Origin of the sequence: Thioalkalivibrio sp. ALMg13-2, assembly GCF_000381185.1 — a bacterium.
In the GTDB taxonomy this organism is placed as follows: domain Bacteria; phylum Pseudomonadota; class Gammaproteobacteria; order Ectothiorhodospirales; family Ectothiorhodospiraceae; genus Thioalkalivibrio; species Thioalkalivibrio versutus.
The window spans coordinates 129,584-146,625 of record NZ_KB906104.1; the positions used below are offsets into that span (position 1 = coordinate 129,584).

At 68.6% G+C, this 17,042-nt stretch carries 13 protein-coding genes; 7 read left to right on the plus strand and 6 right to left on the minus strand.

Annotated elements, in window-relative coordinates:
• Positions 1-21: 21 nt before the first annotated feature.
• Entirely contained in the window at positions 22-657 is a 636-nt protein-coding gene (locus F618_RS0105260; protein WP_019567960.1) for a TIGR02281 family clan AA aspartic protease, read from the minus strand.
• Positions 658-829: 172 nt separating this feature from the next.
• On the opposite strand from F618_RS0105260, the gene F618_RS0105265 reads away from it, so the two are divergent.
• The 3 genes from F618_RS0105265 to ispG all read left to right on the plus strand — a co-directional run bounded on the left by F618_RS0105265 (position 830) and on the right by ispG (position 4,466).
• Positions 830-1,684 (plus strand): hypothetical protein, encoded by an 855-nt coding sequence (locus F618_RS0105265; protein ID WP_026331157.1) that lies wholly within the window; start codon positions 830-832, stop codon positions 1,682-1,684.
• A 54-nt stretch (positions 1,685-1,738) separates the two neighbouring features.
• On the plus strand, positions 1,739-2,875 hold the full coding sequence (locus F618_RS0105270; protein WP_019567962.1) for a hypothetical protein: 1,137 nt from the start codon (positions 1,739-1,741) through the stop codon (positions 2,873-2,875).
• 364 nt (positions 2,876-3,239) lie between these two features.
• Entirely contained in the window at positions 3,240-4,466 is a 1,227-nt protein-coding gene (gene ispG, locus F618_RS0105280) for a flavodoxin-dependent (E)-4-hydroxy-3-methylbut-2-enyl-diphosphate synthase (protein ID WP_026331158.1), read from the plus strand.
• Between the two features lie 268 nt (positions 4,467-4,734).
• Here ispG and F618_RS0105285 read toward each other — a convergent pair whose 3' ends face one another.
• Both F618_RS0105285 and F618_RS0105290 read right to left on the minus strand, forming a co-directional pair.
• Complete coding sequence (locus F618_RS0105285) at positions 4,735-6,300, minus strand: PAS domain-containing methyl-accepting chemotaxis protein (protein ID WP_019567964.1); 1,566 nt, start codon at positions 6,298-6,300, stop codon at positions 4,735-4,737.
• A 181-nt stretch (positions 6,301-6,481) separates the two neighbouring features.
• Entirely contained in the window at positions 6,482-7,861 is a 1,380-nt protein-coding gene (locus F618_RS0105290) for an HDOD domain-containing protein (protein WP_019567965.1), read from the minus strand.
• A gap of 110 nt (positions 7,862-7,971) precedes the next feature.
• Here F618_RS0105290 and motA point away from each other — a divergent pair, with 110 nt between their 5' ends.
• The 4 genes from motA (at position 7,972) to F618_RS15930 (ending at position 11,109) form a co-directional block, all read left to right on the plus strand.
• Complete coding sequence (motA, locus tag F618_RS0105295) at positions 7,972-8,823, plus strand: flagellar motor stator protein MotA (protein ID WP_026280609.1); 852 nt, start codon at positions 7,972-7,974, stop codon at positions 8,821-8,823.
• A 19-nt stretch (positions 8,824-8,842) separates the two neighbouring features.
• On the plus strand, positions 8,843-9,775 hold the full coding sequence (gene motB, locus F618_RS0105300) for a flagellar motor protein MotB (RefSeq protein WP_019567966.1): 933 nt from the start codon (positions 8,843-8,845) through the stop codon (positions 9,773-9,775).
• Position 9,776: 1 nt separating this feature from the next.
• Positions 9,777-10,805 carry a GTP-binding protein gene (locus F618_RS0105305; RefSeq protein WP_026331159.1) on the plus strand — a complete coding sequence of 343 codons (1,029 nt, stop codon included), beginning with the start codon at positions 9,777-9,779 and terminating at the stop codon, positions 10,803-10,805.
• Positions 10,806-10,962: 157 nt separating this feature from the next.
• Positions 10,963-11,109, plus strand: a complete 147-nt coding sequence (locus F618_RS15930; RefSeq protein WP_155997984.1) for a hypothetical protein — start codon at positions 10,963-10,965, stop codon at positions 11,107-11,109.
• Between the two features lie 126 nt (positions 11,110-11,235).
• Here F618_RS15930 and F618_RS0105315 read toward each other — a convergent pair whose 3' ends face one another.
• The 3 genes from F618_RS0105315 to F618_RS0105325 all read right to left on the minus strand — a co-directional run bounded on the left by F618_RS0105315 (position 11,236) and on the right by F618_RS0105325 (position 17,026).
• Positions 11,236-12,024 (minus strand): sulfite exporter TauE/SafE family protein, encoded by a 789-nt coding sequence (locus F618_RS0105315; protein WP_019567969.1) that lies wholly within the window; start codon positions 12,022-12,024, stop codon positions 11,236-11,238.
• 18 nt (positions 12,025-12,042) lie between these two features.
• Entirely contained in the window at positions 12,043-13,023 is a 981-nt protein-coding gene (locus tag F618_RS0105320; protein WP_018144406.1) for a M14 family metallopeptidase, read from the minus strand.
• Positions 13,024-13,120: 97 nt separating this feature from the next.
• Positions 13,121-17,026 (minus strand): EAL domain-containing protein, encoded by a 3,906-nt coding sequence (locus tag F618_RS0105325; RefSeq protein ID WP_019567970.1) that lies wholly within the window; start codon positions 17,024-17,026, stop codon positions 13,121-13,123.
• Between the last annotated feature and the right edge of the window lie 16 nt (positions 17,027-17,042).

The window sequence follows — 17,042 nt, forward strand, 5'->3', positions numbered from 1 at the left end:
CGGCGCTCATGCTAACGCAGCTCAGCGCTCGCGGATCAGCAGGGCATCGCCATCGGGCTCGAGCGCGAAGTGCTCGAGAAAGCTCTGGCCCAGCCGCGAACGGGGCAGGTCGGCGTCCGGCAGGATAATCGCGCTGACCCCGGCACGGCGCAGCGAGCCGATCTGCACCTGCCCGATGCGTACCCGCTGCCCATGCCGCGTGCCGTACGCGCCGCGGATGCGCACCGACCGCCCGGCGTCGGGGTCGATCCCGGCCCGTTCGGCATCGGTCGCCCGCAACAGAACAGAATCCACCTCCGGATCCACCACAACCGTCACCGCCACGCCATTCAGCCCTGCCGTCAACGCATGATCGCCCCGCGAGTCCCGGTGCACCCGGATCTCGGCATCCCCCTCACGGGGCGCGTCCGGGCGCGCCGGCGTCCGCCGCGGCTCCACCCGCAATTCGCGCTGCTCGCCGTCGATCTCCACCCAGGCCGCCCCCGGCCGCGTGCGCAGGACCCGTACACCGCCCGGCCCGGTCTCGCCGGTGGCGACTACCGCCCGCTCGTCCCCCAGCGACACCACCGCGCGGTCCCCGAACACCGCGTGCAGGCGCAACTCCTCCGCCGCCAGCGGGGCCGGCCAGCCGAGCACCAGCCACGCCACCAGACTCATCGCGGCGGATGCAGGCCACCACCTGTGAACAGACCATCGGAACATGCCGCCGTTATAGCGCATTCGCCTGAATGGAACCGGAACAACCCGCGAGACACCAACCCGTGGGACCTGCAGGCCCGGGTCCCGCCGCCTGCTACCATCAGGGCGTGCACATCGCCGTGGAGCCACCGTGTCCTCATCGTCCCCGTCCGCCGAAGCCAGCCCGACTCCTACCCGGCACATCGCCGTGCGCCATGCCTTCACCCTGACGCTGCTGGTGATCGGGCTGTGGCTGATGCACATGAACCTGCGGGTCCTGCCGGAGGCCGGCGTGGTGGCGCTGTGGATCGCCGTGACCCTGCTGATTGCCCACGGCGGCTTCCGGCGCCACCGGATCCGGCGCGCGGCATTCCTGCGCGGCTACCTGGAGCCCACCAGCCAATGGCCTCGCCGCCTGCGCGGCGGACCGCTGATGGCCCTGCGCCACCTGGTCATCGGCGCCTTGCTGGGCGGCCTGCTACTGATCACGCTCGCGCGCATCCCGACACAGGAAGTCTGGGCCGCCCTGCTGGTCGCCGGGTTTGTGCTGGTGCTCGGCGAGGCCCTGTTCGCCCGGCTGCTGCGCGGCCATGCCCACCCGCAGTTCGCGCCCGAACTGGCCCGGAGCGGGGCCCTGCGGGTCACCGGTCTGCTACTGATTGTCGTCCTGCTGGTACTGGCCCTGCAGGCCCGCTACCCCGACTTGACCGGCGCCACGCTGGAACAGGCGGTGTGGTTCCTGGTCCATCACGAGGCCGCGCGCAGCCACCTGCTGGAGGCCGGGTTGCAGCTGGCTGCGGCGCAGGACGCCCTGCGCCTGTGGCTGGGCCAGCAGTGGTTCCCGCAGGGCGTGGAGTCGCTGCCGGCCCTGCTCGGCTGGCTGCTGGTACTCGCGGAACAGGCCTTCCTGGCCCTCGGCTTCCTGCTCCTGGCCAACGGCCTGCTGCCGCTGCGCCCGACGAACGACACCCTGGGCGACCCGCGCAACGCCCCCGTCATCGAGTAGCGCGGACCCCGCCATGCCGTCGTGCATCCCGCAAGCCCCAACCGGCACCCGGCCATGGCGATGACGGCGGGGTGGCATACGGCCTGGACCTGGCTGGTCCTGACCCTGCTGGCCAGCGCCAGCCTGTTGTGGCTGGCCAGCCAGCACGAACCCCGTAACTGGGAAGAGGCCGCTCCGCTGACCCTGCAACTCGGCGAGCAGCGCTACCAGGTCGAGCAAGAACGCCTCACCCGTCTCGAACGCTTCACGCTCGAATGGCTGGAGGCGGGGGACGCCGAGGCCCGGGACCACTGGCAAGGCCGCGTGGATACCGAACTCGATGCCCGTTTCGCGGAACTGCACGACCGCGTCCCCGAGGTCGCGGACTGGTACTACTCGCTGGGCGCCGAATACATGCGCCTGTGGCTGCGCGGGACCCAGTGGCTGGGTGACGCCGAACCGGATGCCCCCGCACGGATGCTGCGCGAGCGCCTGCTGCCCGAGGCGCTGTGGGATCACGCCCTGCGGGACCTGGCGACCCGCATCGAATGGGGCGTGGACGAGCAACAACGCCAGGTTCGCGACGCCTGGCGCCTGGAGTTGGCCGAGCGTCTCGCGGACGCGCGCATCCCGGACCCGCCGCCGCGCGCCGGCGGGGGCTCAGCGGCCGAGATCGAGCGCGGCCACGCCCTGCACACGGCGCTGGATATCGACCTGGAGCGCTTCGATCAGCGCACCGGCCTGGCGGCCACGGCCGCTGCCGGCACCGGGCTCGCGACCCCGTTGATCGCGCGGGCCGTGCAGGCCCGGCTAGCCACCCGTGCCACGCAGGCGGGGCTGGCGCGCAGCCTCGGTCGCGCCGGGCGCGCGGGCGCCCTTGGTGCCGGGGTCTGCGCCTGGAGCGGTCCGTTCTCGCTGGGCTGTGGCATCACCGCTGCCGGGGCCACGATCATCGGCGTGGACTGGCTGCTCCTGCGGCTCGACGAGACCCGCCACCGCGAAGACCTGGAGCAGGCCCTGCACGAGGCCCTGGACGCCCTGCACGCCGAGACCCGCCTGGCCTGGCAGCAGGCGATCGCCGAACGCGTCGAGGCCCGGCACGCGGCCAGTCGCGCGTCGGTCGAGAACACCTTCCAGCCCTGGCGCCGACCGGGACCAACGTCGGGGGTTGCGTCCGGAGATGGCCACGGCCCCTCCGGGGCCTCGCCATGACGGGAAAACGAGCACCGTCATCGCGAGGAGCGCAGCGACGTGGCGATCTCCGTGGGTGGCCCCGGCGTCGGCCGGGGCGGACGTCGGGGGTTTCGCCCGGAGGTTACTCGCTGCGCTCGCCCTTCGGGCCGACCTGCGGCCGTTCAACGCGCTTCGCGCTTTTGTGCCACGGCCCCTGGCGGGGCCTCGCAATGACGGGGGCAAGGAGCACCGTCATCGCGAGCGCCGCAGGCGCGTGGCGACCTCCGTGGACACCCCGGCGCCAACCAACGGGGACATTACGACTTGGGGCCTGCAGTTTCTCGGCAGTCGAGCAGTGCTGCGTTACACTCCGCACACCGTTACCTCGCGCCCGCGCCTACTGATGAATACGATTCCCAAGCGCCACAAGACCGTCCCCGTCCGCGTCGGCAACGTCACCGTCGGCGGCGACCACCCAGTGATGGTGCAATCGATGACCAATACCGACACCGCGGACGCCCTGCGCACCGCCGTGCAGGTGGCGGAACTCGCGCGCGCCGGCTCCGAGGTCGTGCGCATCACGGTGAACTCCGAGGCCGCGGCGAAGGCCGTACCGGAGATCCGCGAACGCCTGGATGCGATGGGACTGGACGTGCCGCTGGTCGGGGACTTCCACTTCAACGGCCACAAGCTGCTGACTCAATACCCGGAGTGCGCGCAGGCGCTGGCCAAGCTGCGCATCAACCCGGGCAACGTCGGGCGCGGCTCGAAGCGCGACAGCCAGTACGCGGCCATGATCGAGACCGCCTGCGAGTACGACAAGCCGGTGCGCATCGGCGTGAACTGGGGCAGCCTCGACCAGGCCCTGCTCGCACGGATGATGGACGCGAACAACGAGCGCGCCGACCCCCTGTCACCGGAAGCGGTGATGCAGGAGGCCCTGATCACCTCGGCGCTGGAGAGCGCGGCCGAGGCCGAACGTATCGGCCTGCCGCATGACCGCATCATCCTGTCGGCCAAGGTCAGCGGCGTGCAGCCGCTGATCTCGGTCTATCAGGACCTGGCCGCGCGCTGCGACTACCCGCTGCACCTGGGGCTTACCGAGGCCGGCATGGGCGCCAAGGGCATCGTCGCCTCCACCGCCGCGCTGTCCGTACTGCTGCAGCAGGGCATCGGCGACACCATCCGCATCTCGCTGACTCCCGAACCCGGCGGCGACCGCACCCAGGAGGTGCTGGTCGCACAGGAGATCCTGCAGAGCATGGGGCTGCGCAGCTTCCTGCCGTCGGTGGTGGCCTGCCCCGGCTGCGGGCGCACCTCCAGCGAGTACTTCCAGCACCTGGCGCAGGACATCCAGACCTACATCCGCCACCAGATGCCGACCTGGAAGCAGCAGTATCCGGGCGTGGAGGAGATGACCGTCGCAGTGATGGGCTGCGTGGTCAATGGCCCCGGTGAGAGCAAGCACGCCAACATCGGCATCTCCCTGCCCGGCACGGGCGAGCAGCCGGTGGCCCCGGTCTACGAGGACGGCGAGAAGACCGTGACGCTCAAGGGCGAGCGCATCGCCGAGGAATTCCAGGCCCGCGTCGAGGCCTACATCGAACGCCGCTACGGCCAGACCGCGTAGCGCTCACGCGCAACACGAAGAAAAGCCAGGTCAAAAGCGCATTACAGGAAGGTTGGAAGATGGGAAGGGTTATTGAGGTGTGGGGTATTGGCTAGCGCCCCCTCTACACCCTTTACGGTTTAACCCAATCCCTCTTCCAGTCTTCGCGTCTTCCTGTCGATCACCCCTGAACTACTTCGTGCCTTCGTGTGCTTCGTGGTGAAAACCCTACCCGCGCCCGGACCTAGGCGGGCGGTTCGTGTCCCCTCACAAGGGCGCTCGTAGCGCGCTACTTCCCTTCGAAGCGCTGGATCAGGGCCTTGAGTTCGGCCGCCTCGGCCTGCATGCGGGCGCTGGCGTCGCGGGCATGGGCGGAGACGGAGCCGGTCTCGGTGGCAACGTCGCGGATGGACGTCACGTTGCGGTTGATCTCCTCGGAGACCGCGCTTTGTTCCTCCACGGCCGTGGCGATCTGGGTGTTCATCTCGGTGATCTGGGCGACCGCCTCGCGGATGGTGGTCAGCGAGTCGCCCGCCGCCTGGGCCTTTTCCACGCCGTCGGCGGCCTGCTCCTGACTGGCGCGCATCGCGGACATCGCCTCGCGCGCACCGGACTGCAGGGTCTCGATCATGTTGCGGATGGTCACGGTGGATTCATCCGTGCGTTGCGACAGCGAGCGCACCTCGTCCGCCACCACCGCGAAGCCGCGCCCGTGCTCGCCGGCGCGGGCGGCCTCGATGGCCGCGTTCAGCGCCAGCAGGTTGGTCTGTTCCGCGATCTCGCGGATCACGCTCAGGATCTTGTCGATCTCCTCCGTGCTGGCTTCCAGCTTGCCCAGCTTCTCCGCGGTGGACTCGACCTCCGCCGCCATGCGGTTGATCACGGACACCGTGTCGTTCACGACATCCTGCCCGGCGCCGGTCTCCTTCTCGGCGTTGTTGGCGGCCTCGGCAGCCCGCGCGGAGTTGCTCGCCATCTCCTGGATGGTCGAGGTCATCTCGTTCATGGCCGTGGCGACCTGGTCGATCTCGTTCTGCTGGCGCTCCACGCCGGAGGCGGTCTGGTCCACGCTGCTGGCCATGGCGTGGGCGTCGTCGTTCACCGCGTCGGCCTTGTCCTCGATCCGTCCCAGCACGGTGCGCAGCTTCGCCTCGCCGAAATGCTGCACCAGCTCGAGTGACGCACTGTCATCGCGGCGCCCAGTGTAGATCGCCTCCATCACCGGGTTGTCGAACTGTTCCCGGGCGCGTGTAACCGCCTGGCGCACGCCGGAGGTGAACGCCAGCGACGCGATACCGCCGGCGGCAAAGATCAGTACCAGGAGGCCCGCCTGGGCCAGTGGCGAGGGCGCAAGGAACACGACCGCCAGCGCCAGCAGGAAACCGACCATCCAGGTCCCGGCAAGACGGCAGGTGAGACCGTGGTACCAGCGCCGCGCGAAACTCCGGCCCCGGTTGATCGCGGCATACACCTTCTCCGCACGGGAAACGTGTTCGCGTTCGGGGATCGCCCGAACCGACTCGTAGCCCGTCTTGCGCCCATTCTCGTAGGACGGCGTCACAAAGGCGTCCACCCAGTAGTGGTCACCGTTCTTGCGCCGGTTCTTGACGATACCCATCCAGGCCTGGTCGGCCTTCAGGGTCTCCCACATGTTCGCGTAGGCGGCCTCCGGCATATCCGGGTGGCGCACGATGTTGTGCGCCGTACCTTCCAGTTCCTCGCAGTCGAATCCACTGACCTCGACGAAGTCATTGTTGGCGTACCGGATGCGCCCTTTCTCGTCGGTGGCGGAGATCAGCTCGCCGTGCTGGTCGATCGAATACTCCGTCTGGGTGACGGGGAGGTTCTTGCGCATGTAGTGCGTCCTTTTGTTTGTTCCACGGGCTCCGGGCCCGTGGGATCAGCCATACGCCGTGGCCAACCCCTCTCGAATGCTGCGGATTATGATCGCCTATATACGACCCTGTACATGTATCGACCACCCCGAGAAAGACTTGAGCCACCGACCCGGCCCGGCGAAGCGCTCAGTGTTCCCCTCAGGAGCCGACAGGACGCGCGGCCGCCGCCAGCACGCGGCGAACCCCCTCGAAGGCCACCGGGGTCAGGTCCAGATCACGCGCGCGCCGGTCGGCATAGACCATGCCCAGCACGCGGTCACCGTCGCACAGCCGGGCGACCAGACAGTCCACCCCGCCGGTCAGGCGGCGGACAGCCGCGGGCATCTCGTCATGGATGCGGCGGCGATCCCACCACTGGGCGGTGTCCTCCTCCAGTACCCGGCCCAGCGGTCCGAGCGCGGACCGGTTGATCACGAAGTGGCTGAACTCCGGTTCGTGCAGGGTCCCGACCAGGTGCTCGGCGCGCAGACTCTCGCCATCGCGGGACAGACGGGCGAATACCACCCGGTTCAACCCCACGCCGAACTGCATCACTCGCAGCATCCGGCGTATCCGGGCCTCGCGATTCGTTTCCTGTTCGAGGGCGCGCAGCCCGGTCTCCAGGAGGTCGGCCCGCGGCATCAGGGCCAGACGCGGACGATAGCGCTCGCCCAGCCAGACGCGACCGGGGGTCTGCGGGTCCAGCGGCGGCCGCTGATACACGGCGACATCCTCGTTGAAGCGCTCGATGACCGCGCCCACGCGGTCCGCGGCTTCCTTGTCCGTCAGCCCCATCAGACCGGCCAGCAGTCCAAGGTCGCGATCGCCGCGCGCGGTGTCCATGCCGCGGAAGACCTGCCAGGCCACGGCGCTCGCGACCATGACCTCATAGGCCCGGTGATGGGCCGCGTTGACCGCACGCAGCGTGCCCTGTACCAGTTCCGGCAGGGCCATCTGCTCCGCCATGGCACGTGACAGGTCGTCCGTCGCATACCCCAGCGCGGCGTAACTGGCCTCGTCCGGCAGGGCGCTGAGCTCCAGCATCTCCAGCAGCCGATCCAGGCGCGGCTCGCCCTCGACCAGCAACGCCAGGAGGCCCAGCTGGTTCAGCAGGGCTGCCAGGGCCACCTCGCCCGGCTCGGTGTCGTGGCGCTTGTGCGCGATCTCGCCTGCGATCATTGCCGCCAGCCGCGACTGCGCCGCCAGCTCGCGATAGGCCTGGGGTCTTGTGACCACATCCTTGACGCGCGGGGCCTCGGCCGCCTCCCGATGCACGTTCTGCAATCCCAGCATGGAAATCGCGTCGCCCACCGCGTGCACCTCCTGGCGCAGACCGCGACGCGAGGCGTTGGCCCGCCGCACCAGGCGCAGACTCAGGCCGGGATCGCGCTCGGCGTAGCGCGCCAGTTCGCGCAGGGACCGATTCACCAGGGCATCCGGGTCCGCAAACACCGCATCGCTGGCTTCCAGAATCGGCCATTCCAGCGCCGCCAGGCGCGCGGCCTCTTCCATGTAGGGCGCGTCCTTGTCCAGGGACATGCTGTACCTCGCGCAGGGGAGTCGTTATCGTAAAGCCCGTCAACTATAGCAACGCATGCGGGCGGATGGCCTGTCCGGCATGGTGCTTAAGCAATGTGGGGTCGCGGTCCGTGAAGTATTTCCTGGGTATCGTCATTGTTTTCTCGTCAGTCTTCGGTGGATACTACTTTCATGGTGGCGACCTCCGGGTCATGTGGCAGCCCTACGAGTACTGGATCATCGGGGGTGCGGCGCTCGGGGCATTCCTGATCGCCAACCCGCCCCGAGTCGTCATCACCGTCTTCAAGTCCATCCCCAGCCTGATGAAGGGCAGCAAGTACAAGTCGGACGACTATCTCGACCTGCTGGCCATGATGTACAAGCTGTTCACCAAGGCCCGCAAAGAGGGCCTGATGGCGGTGGAAGCCGACATCGAGGAGCCGGAAGAAAGCGAGGTCTTCAAGGCCCATCCCCGGATCCTGCAGGATCACCACGCGATGGAGTTCATCACCGACTACATGCGCCTGATCATCTCCGGCAGCATGAACCCGCATGAACTCGATGCCCTGATGGACCTGGACCTCGAGACCCACCACGAGGAATCACACCAACCGGCCCACGCGGTTCACCGCGTGGCCGAGGCCCTCCCCGGCTTCGGTATCGTGGCGGCGGTCCTCGGCATCGTGATGACAATGGGCAAACTCGACGGCTCCATCGCGGAGATCGGCTCAAGCGTGGCGGCTGCCCTGGTCGGCTCGTTCCTCGGGATTCTTCTGGCCTACGGCTTTGCCGGGCCAACCTCGACCGCCCTCGAGTCCCGTGCCCAGGAGGAGGCCAAGTTCCTGCAGTGCATCAAGGCCTGCATCCTCGCCAATGTCCAGGGCTACAGCCCTCAGGTCGCGGTGGAGTTCGGCCGCAAGACCATGGAAAGCGCGATGCGCCCGAGCTTCTCCGAACTGGAAGAGTACGTGAAGGGGGCCTGACGGCCTCCGGATCACTACCATGGGAGTCGAGGACAAGACCCAGCCGATCATCGTCAAGAAGAAGGTGGTCCAGGGCGGCCACCACGGCGGCGCGTGGAAGATCGCTTTCGCCGACTTCACGCTCGCGATGATGGGCTTCTTCCTGGTGATGTGGCTGCTCGTTGCGCTGGATGACGACCAGCGCGCCGGCATATCCGAGTACTTCCAGAACCCCTCCGCATTCGTGGGCGAAGCTCCCGCGCCGGGCCAGGCGCCCGGTGACGGAACCGGCGTGGACCCATCGATCATCGACTTCGAGGGCATGCCGGAACTCATCCAGGACCCGGACGCCTTGGAGGCCCCGACAGGGATCGATGAAGACACCCTCGACGAGCTGGCCGAGGCCCGCGATCGCGAGGCCCTGGAGACCCTGCAGGAGGCACTGGAGGAGGCCCTGGATCAGAGCCAGGCGCTGGAGCCCTTCAAGGACCAGCTGCTGCTGGATATCACACCCGAAGGCCTGCGCATACAGATCATCGATCGCGAGAACCGGCCGATGTTCGCCAGCGCCAGCGCGCGTCCGCTGGAGCACGCCGACGCGATCCTGCGCGAGCTGGCCGGCCTGATCAATCAGGTCCCCAACCGCGTCTCGATCACCGGCCACACCGACGCCCGCCCGCTGCTACGCCCGGACTACTCCAACTGGGAGCTCTCGGCCGATCGCGCCAACGCCGCCCGCCGCGCCCTGATCGCCGGCGGCACCGAGCCCGACCAGATCGCCCGCGTGGTGGGGCTGGCCGCCAGCGTGCCCTTCAACCGCGACGATCCGGAGGCCGCGATCAACCGGCGGATCACCCTGATTGTGCTGAATCAGGAAGCGGAAGAGGCGATGTACCGCAGCCTGGAAAGCGAAGGGACCGCCCCGGAAACGCTCCGCGACAGCCCGCAACCCTCCGGAAATGGGGCCGGATAGCATGCAGCGGCACCAGGACATCCCGCTCAACCTGATCACCGGATTTCTGGGCGTCGGCAAAACCACCGCCATCCGCCACCTGCTCGCGCAGCGCCCGGAGGGCGAACACTGGGCCGTGCTGGTCAACGAGTTCGGCGAGATCGGGGTGGACGGCGGCCTGCTGGCCGATACCGGCGTGGCGCTGGAGGAGATCCCCGGCGGCTGCCTGTGCTGCGTCTCCGCGCAGATGTTCACCGTCGGGCTCAACCGACTGATCCGCAGCCAGCGCCCCGACCGCATCCTGATCGAACCCACGGGCCTCGGCCACCCGGCGCAGATTATCCGCACCCTGACCGAGCCGCCCTACGCCGGCGTACTGGACCTGCGCGCCACCGTCACCCTGATGGATGCCCGCCACCTGGCCTCGCCCCGCCATCGCGAGCACCCGACCTGGCAGGATCAGATCGCTCTGGCCGACGTGCTCCTGGCCAACAAGGCCGATCTCTACAGCGAGGATGACCGCGAGACGCTGCATGCCTACGTCGCCGCGATGCCCTCGCCGCGCCCCCTGGTGGTCGAGACGACTCAGGCCCGCATCGAGCGCGAATGGCTGGACCGGCCCCGGCTGGAGCGCGGCGGTGCCCTGTTCCCCGAGGCCCGCGCCTTCCTCGACGCCGCGACCGAGTCCACGGACCATGACCATGACCACGACCATGCCGCTCCCGCGGCAGATGAATGGGTCACCATTGACACCCGTGGCGATGGCTACATCGGTCGCAGCTGGCTGATGCCCGAGGGGCAGGTCGTCGACCACGCAACGCTCGCAGGCCTGGTCGACGGATTTACCGGCGACCGGCTGAAAGGGCTGGTGGAGACCGACCAGGGCTGGCAACGCATCAACCGGGTCGCCGGTCACGGCGGGCTGGAGGCCATGGACCCGCCAGACCCCTTACTGCGCCCCCGCATCGAGGCCATCCTGCCGGAATCCGATACCACCGCCCTGGACGCCCTCGCCAAGGCATTCGAAGCCGCACACACCCCGAACACCTAACCCACCACCCGGTGCCAATCGACGCCTCGTAGGATGCGTTGAGCCCCGCGAAACGCATCAGAACGCACGCTACAGCAAAAGACGCCACCCCGAACGATGCGTTTCGCTTCGCTCAACACATCCTACAAGACCGACCAGGGCTGACGCCGCATCAACCGTGGGCGGCCACGAAGGGCTCGAGCCGATGGACGCCCCGGACACGCCACGGCACCCCCGCATCGAGGCCATCCTGCCGGAATCCGATACCGCCGCCCTGGACGCCCTCGCCCGGACACTCGACGCCGCACGCACCCCGAACCCCTGACCGGGCCCTCAACGCCAATGGCAGACGCTTCGCAGGCTGCGTTGAGCCCCGCGAAACGCATCCGGACGCACGGGTACACGGAAAGACGTCACGCCGACCGATGCGTTTCGCTTCGCTCGACGCAGCCTACACGTCAGGCGACGCGAGCCAGGCGGGATCGAGGAAAAACAAGAGGGTAATCACCGCCCCGATCAGGGTGACGGCATGCCGATAGCCGGCCTCCGGCACGCGGCGCACCAGGGCGATACCGAGCCGCGCGCCCAGGATCGCACCGGCCCCGACAGCCAGCAGCCCGGTCGCGACCACCTGCCCGCCCGCGATGTAGACCCCCACCGCCATCAGGGTCAGCACCGAGGAGAGCAGGTTCTTCACCGCATTGGCCCGTGCGAGATCCGTGATCCCCTGGCCACGCAGGATGGCCAGCAGCAGGATGCCGACGCCACCGTTGAAATAGCCGCCGTAAGCGCAGCCCAGCCCGGCCCCCAACACCCGCAGCGGCCCCGAATGCGCCCGCGCGGCCTGATGCTGTAACCAAGGGCCCAGCGCAAACAGCACCGTGGCCAGCAGCAACAGCCAGGGGATCAACGCGCGGAACCGGGCATCCCCGGTCAGCAGCAGCACGGAGGCCCCCAGGGCCCCGCCCAGCACCCCCGCCAGCAGCAGGCCCCAGGCCAACCCCCGGCCCAGCTCCTGCCACGCCCCGCGTAACTGCCGCCGATCCGCCAGCACGCTGGCCAGATACCCGGGCAGCAACGCTGCGGTCCCGGTGGCATTCGCGGCCACCGGCGGCACGCCAACGCTCATCAGCGCCGGCAAGGTCAGGAAACTGCCGCCACCGGCCACCGCATTCAGCAGGCCGGCGAAGAACCCGGCGGCGAGGAGCAGCAACGCAACGCCGGAGGGCGCAAAGTCCATGCCGCGCGGTATCCCGGCTCAGACGACCTTGCGGTCACTGAACTCGGCGCGGTAGAACCACTCGTTGCCCGGCAAGGAATTGGGGTTGGGAAACACGATGAAGCCCGGCTCCGGGGCACGCACCTCGGTGCCGTCGGCACGCGTACCGATCAGCTCGCCGGCCGCCAGCGGATCGAAGCTCTTCCACTCCCGCGCAAAGCGGTCATCCGGGTGGTCGCGGTCGATCACCTCGACCAGACGCAGCACCTCCGGACTGGCCTGGCCCGCGGTGGCCGGGGCCTCCAGCATGTCCAGATGCGCGAGGGTGTTGCGGATCGCGTTGTACGCCACCTCCGGCGCCTGCGGGTCGTCATGCTGGCCGCATTCCAGGGTCACGCCGTAGCCGCCCTGCGAGCGCATGTACTCGGTGGTGCCGATGCCGTAGCTCGGGTCGGTACTGAGCATCTGCGCGCGCTGGCTGGCGTTCGGGTTCTTCATCCGGCGCGCGACCCCGCGGGCGTAGGTATCCAGCCAGCCCTCGACCATGCGCTGCGGCCCCAGGCAGGCCGCCAGCGCTTGTTCCTCGGCCGCGTGCGTGAAGCCTTCCAGCTCGCCGTCATTATCGCGCGGGCCGAGCATGATGAACGGCTGCCCACCGGTGTGGAACGAGTGCAGATCCAGCAGCACATCATGTGCCGCCAGCAGCGGGCACAGCACGTTGGCGATGCGGTCCTCGAAGTCCTGCGGGTCGTCGGTCACGCGCAGATTGCGGTTCAGGTTGCGCTCGCCCATGCGACTTTCCAGCTGATAGGCCAGCGGGTTGGTGCGCGGCACCAGCGTCAGTTGTCCGCGCAGCAAACGCCGCTGCCCCGACTCCAGCTCCGCGTGCAGGCGTTCGGTGGCCTGGGTGCCACAGGTCTCGTTGCCGTGCACCGCCCCCAGCACGATCAGACGCGGCCCCGGCTCCAGGCCGTGAAAGGTGATCGAACGCAAGGCAGTGGGACGGGACGGATCGGACATCGGGGCAGCTCCGGGCAAGAGACGGGCCTAAAGGCTACCGGAGCGGCCCAGGGGATGCCATGCGGGCATGCCTGACGACACTGACCAGCGGGGCCCCTCAGGGTGTCGGCAGGCCGGCATGCTTCGTCATCCAGGCATCCAGCGCCTCGATCTCCAGCGGCCGACTGTAGAGATACCCCTGACCCAGGGCACAGCCGCGCTCCTGCAGGAAGGCCGCCTGCTCCGCCGTCTCCACGCCTTCGGCGATCACCTGCATATTCAGGTTGCGGCCCATCGCGATGATGGTGGCGGCGATCTCGCGGTCGGCGCTCTCGCTGGCAACACCATCCACGAAACTGCGGTCGATCTTCAGGACATCCAGCGGATAGGTCCTCAAGGCCGCCAGCGAGGAATACCCGGTCCCGAAGTCGTCGATGGCCAGCTTCACCCCCAGCGCCTTCAGCGCCACCAACCGTGCAATCGCCTGATCGCCCTGCTGCATGATCGCGGTCTCGGTGATCTCCAGTTCCAGCTGGGCGGCCGGGAAGCCGGTCAGCGCCAGGATCTCCGCCACGCGATTGACGAAGTCGCTGCGCTGCAGCTGCACCGGGGACAGATTGACCGCCAGACCGAAATCTCCGGCGCCGCGGTCCAGCAATCGGCGCCCGGCGTCGCAGGCCTCGCGCAATACCCACTCGCCCAGCGCAACGATCAACCCGGTGTCCTCGGCGATCGGGATAAAGCGATCCGGCGGGATCATCTCCCCCTGTGCCGGCTGCCAGCGCAGCAGCGCCTCCATGCCGAAGGGTTGCCCGTCCTCCAGCCGCACCTGTGGCTGGAAATGCAGCCGCAACTCGCCGTTGTCGTCCTGCAGGGCCTGGCGCAGTCGGTTCTCCAGCTCCAGGCGCTCGTCGGCCGCGCGTGTCAGGGCCTGGGTATAGACACTCCAGGTCTGGCGCCCGGATGCCTTGGCCTGGTACATCGCCGCATCCGCGTGCTGGATCAGCGCGGTCACGGTGTCGCCATGATCGGGGTAGAGACTGATGCCGATGCTGCCATTCAGATAGACCGAACGCCCGTCCTCCAGCGTAAAGGGGCGCTCGAAGCTTGCCAGCAAACTGCGGGCGCAGCGCGCGATCTCGTCGTCGCTGTCCGGGTTCTCCGCCACAATCAGGAATTCATCGCCGCCCAGCCGACCCAGCACATGGGTTGGCCCCAGCACCCCGCGCAGACGCCGCGCGACCTCCACCAGCACCTGATCGCCCGCCGGGTGCCCCATGGAATCGTTCACGTTCTTGAACCGGTCCAGATCGAGATTCAGCACCGCAATCCGGTACCCATGCATGCGGGCACGCTCCAGCGCCTGCCCCAGCATCACCTGCAGCTGACTGCGATTGGGCAGATCGGTCAGGGCATCGTGTTGCGCCAAGTACTGCAGTTCATCCTCCGACCGGCGCAGCTCCGACATGTCGGTCAGTACGCCGGCGTAATGCAGGGCCTGGCCCTGCTCGTCATAGACGGTATTGAGGCTGAGCCACTGCGGGGCCACCTCGCCATTGCGCCGCCGGTTCCAGATCTCGCCCTGCCAGTGTCCCTCGCGCTGGAGCCCGTCCCACATGCGCTTGAAGAACTCGGCATCGTGCCGTCCGGACTGCAGGAAACTCGGGTTGCGCCCCATCGCCTCGGCCTCGGAAAAACCGGTGATGTCGACAAAGGCCGGGTTGACCGCGACGATTCGCGGGGTCAGATCAGTGATGATGATGCCGTCCCGGGTACTCTCGAAGACCGCCGCCATGCGCCGCAGTCCCAACAAGGCCTGACGCCGCTCCAGTGCCGCCCCCAGGCTCGAGGCCACAATGCGCGCCAGGCTCTGGTCCGCATCGGTCCAGCGCTGCGCGCGCTGCACCCGGTCCAGGGCGAGAAACCCGCGGTACTCGCCCTCCACATATAGGGGCACCAGCAGCACGGCCTGGCTCTGCGAGGCCTCCAGGATCTCGCGTTCCTCATCCGGCAGCTCGCGGGTCAGCACATCCACCGCGCCGCCGCCCTGCAGGATCTCGTGCCAGCGCGGCAGGACCGATTCCAGACTCAGGTTGCGCAGCGGGGGCGGGCGGATGGTCTCCTCGGTATCCGTGCGCACCCAGTAGTAGCGGTGGATATCCAGGGCCTCGCGCACCGCGTGGTCCAGCTCGGCCACCAGCACATAGGCCCGGTCGGCGCCGGCCTCCTGTCCCAGCTCGGCCAGCAGCCGGTGGATCACGCTGGCGGGGTTGTCCTCGCGCAACAGTTCCACGGTGAGCTCGGCGGCGGTCCGCAACGCGCGCTCGCGCTCGCCCAGGGCCTGCGAGACCCGCAGCTTCTGCGCCGCCAGCCCCGCGATCTGGGTGAACTCGTCGATCAGCACCCGTTCGCCGGGGTAGGGTCCGCGTGACGCGCCGAGATAAATACCCAGGGTGCCCAGCACGCCACCGTCGGCATCCCGGAAGGGGAACGACCAGCAGGCGCCAAAGCCCGCCCCACGTACGAGATCGAAGAACCCAGCCCAGTTCGGGTGCGTCCCGCAGTCCTCGATGATCATCGGTTCGCCACTCCACGCGGCCTCGCCGCAGGAGGCCATCCCCTGAGCAGCGCGGATTCGGCGGGTCGCACTGCGCAGCGGGTCCGGAAGCCGTGGAGCCGCCACGCCGTGGAGTTCCTGACTGTCGGCATCCAGCAGCATGATGCAACCGTGCAGGTCGGGGGCCAGCGACTCCAGGCCCTTGACCACATCCTCCAGCAGGCGCGGATCGCGCTCCCCCGTGGCCAGGCGTGCCAGTACGTTCCCGCGCACCTCCTGAACGCGCTGGTCCAGCACCCGCCGGGTCACGTCCACCAGACTCCCGGACAGGCCCGTGGCCTGGCCCGCGGCATCCAGATTGACCTGGCCGCGCAGCTCCAGCCAGCACAGCGAGCCATCGGCCGCGCGCAGACGAATCTCGGCCCCCAGCCGGCCGTCGTCGGCCTCCGCGGCGCGCGTCAGCAGTCGCGCCGCCACACCGCGATCCTCCAGCGGCATGAACGACAGCATCTCCTCGCCGATCGACAATTCCACCGAATGGCCGGTGATGGCCGTCCAGGCCGGATTAAGGAAACGCCAGCAACCGGCAGCATCGGTCTCGAAGACGATATCGCCGGCGCGCTCGATCACCTCGCGGTAGCGCCGCTCGGAGGTTGCCAGCGCCGTACGTTCCCGGCGCAGCCGCGCGCGCGCAAACACCTGGTCCAGCAGCAGCGGCAGGGTATTCAGATACCCGTCTTGCTTGACCGCGTAGTCCTCCACGCCCATACGCAACGAGCGCGCAGCGAGGTCCTCGGTGCCCTGGCCGGTCACCAGGATGGTCGGCAGATCCAGCCTGCGGTCCTCGCGCACGATGCGCGCCAACTCCAGCCCGTCGATTCCGGGCAACCGGTAGTCCACCAGCAACAGGTCGAAATCCAGATCCCCGGTGGCACTTTCCGGCAGGACCGCCAGGGCATCTTCCGCCGTGTGCACCGCCTCCACCTGTACATGCGGGGCCGCGCGCGCCAGAGCACGGCAGGTCAGACCCACATCGAATTCGCTGTGTTCGACATACAGCACCCGCAGCGGCTCGCGCGCCTCGCTCACGCGCAGCTCGCGCCGGGCACACGCATCCACCACCCGCCCCGGAAGGCGCTCCAGGTAGCCATCGGCCTTGGTCAGATAGTCATCGGCACCCGCGCGAAATGCCGCCACCACGGTTTCCTGTTCGCCGTGCCCTGTGAGCACCAGCACGGCCTCGCCGCGTCCCGCGGCGTGCAGCTCGCTGATCAAGTCGAGACCGCTGCCATCCGGCAGGCGCAGATCCACCACCACACAGTCGAAGCCATCCGCCCCGGTCAGCGCCGCGCGCGCCTCGGCCAGGGAACCCGCCGCGGACACGGCCGCGCCCGGCACCTGGCGTTCCAGGACGCGGCGCTGCAGATCGGCATCTGCCGAGTGATCTTCTACGAGCAGGATTCGCATGGGGTCTCGGGTTGCA

Excerpts from the sequence above, each read along its gene's own strand:
- F618_RS0105320 (WP_018144406.1), bottom strand. The coding sequence starts at position 13,023 with ATGTCCGATCCGTCCCGTCCCACTGCCTTGCGTTCGATCACCTTTCAC.
- motB (WP_019567966.1), top strand. The coding sequence starts at position 8,843 with ATGGGAGTCGAGGACAAGACCCAGCCGATCATCGTCAAGAAGAAGGTG.
- F618_RS0105270 (WP_019567962.1), top strand. The coding sequence starts at position 1,739 with ATGGCGATGACGGCGGGGTGGCATACGGCCTGGACCTGGCTGGTCCTG.
- F618_RS0105315 (WP_019567969.1), bottom strand. The coding sequence starts at position 12,024 with ATGGACTTTGCGCCCTCCGGCGTTGCGTTGCTGCTCCTCGCCGCCGGG.
- F618_RS0105325 (WP_019567970.1), bottom strand. The coding sequence starts at position 17,026 with ATGCGAATCCTGCTCGTAGAAGATCACTCGGCAGATGCCGATCTGCAG.
- F618_RS0105285 (WP_019567964.1), bottom strand. The coding sequence starts at position 6,300 with ATGCGCAAGAACCTCCCCGTCACCCAGACGGAGTATTCGATCGACCAG.
- F618_RS0105290 (WP_019567965.1), bottom strand. The coding sequence starts at position 7,861 with ATGTCCCTGGACAAGGACGCGCCCTACATGGAAGAGGCCGCGCGCCTG.
- F618_RS0105260 (WP_019567960.1), bottom strand. The coding sequence starts at position 657 with ATGAGTCTGGTGGCGTGGCTGGTGCTCGGCTGGCCGGCCCCGCTGGCG.
- F618_RS0105305 (WP_026331159.1), top strand. The coding sequence starts at position 9,777 with ATGCAGCGGCACCAGGACATCCCGCTCAACCTGATCACCGGATTTCTG.
- ispG (WP_026331158.1), top strand. The coding sequence starts at position 3,240 with ATGAATACGATTCCCAAGCGCCACAAGACCGTCCCCGTCCGCGTCGGC.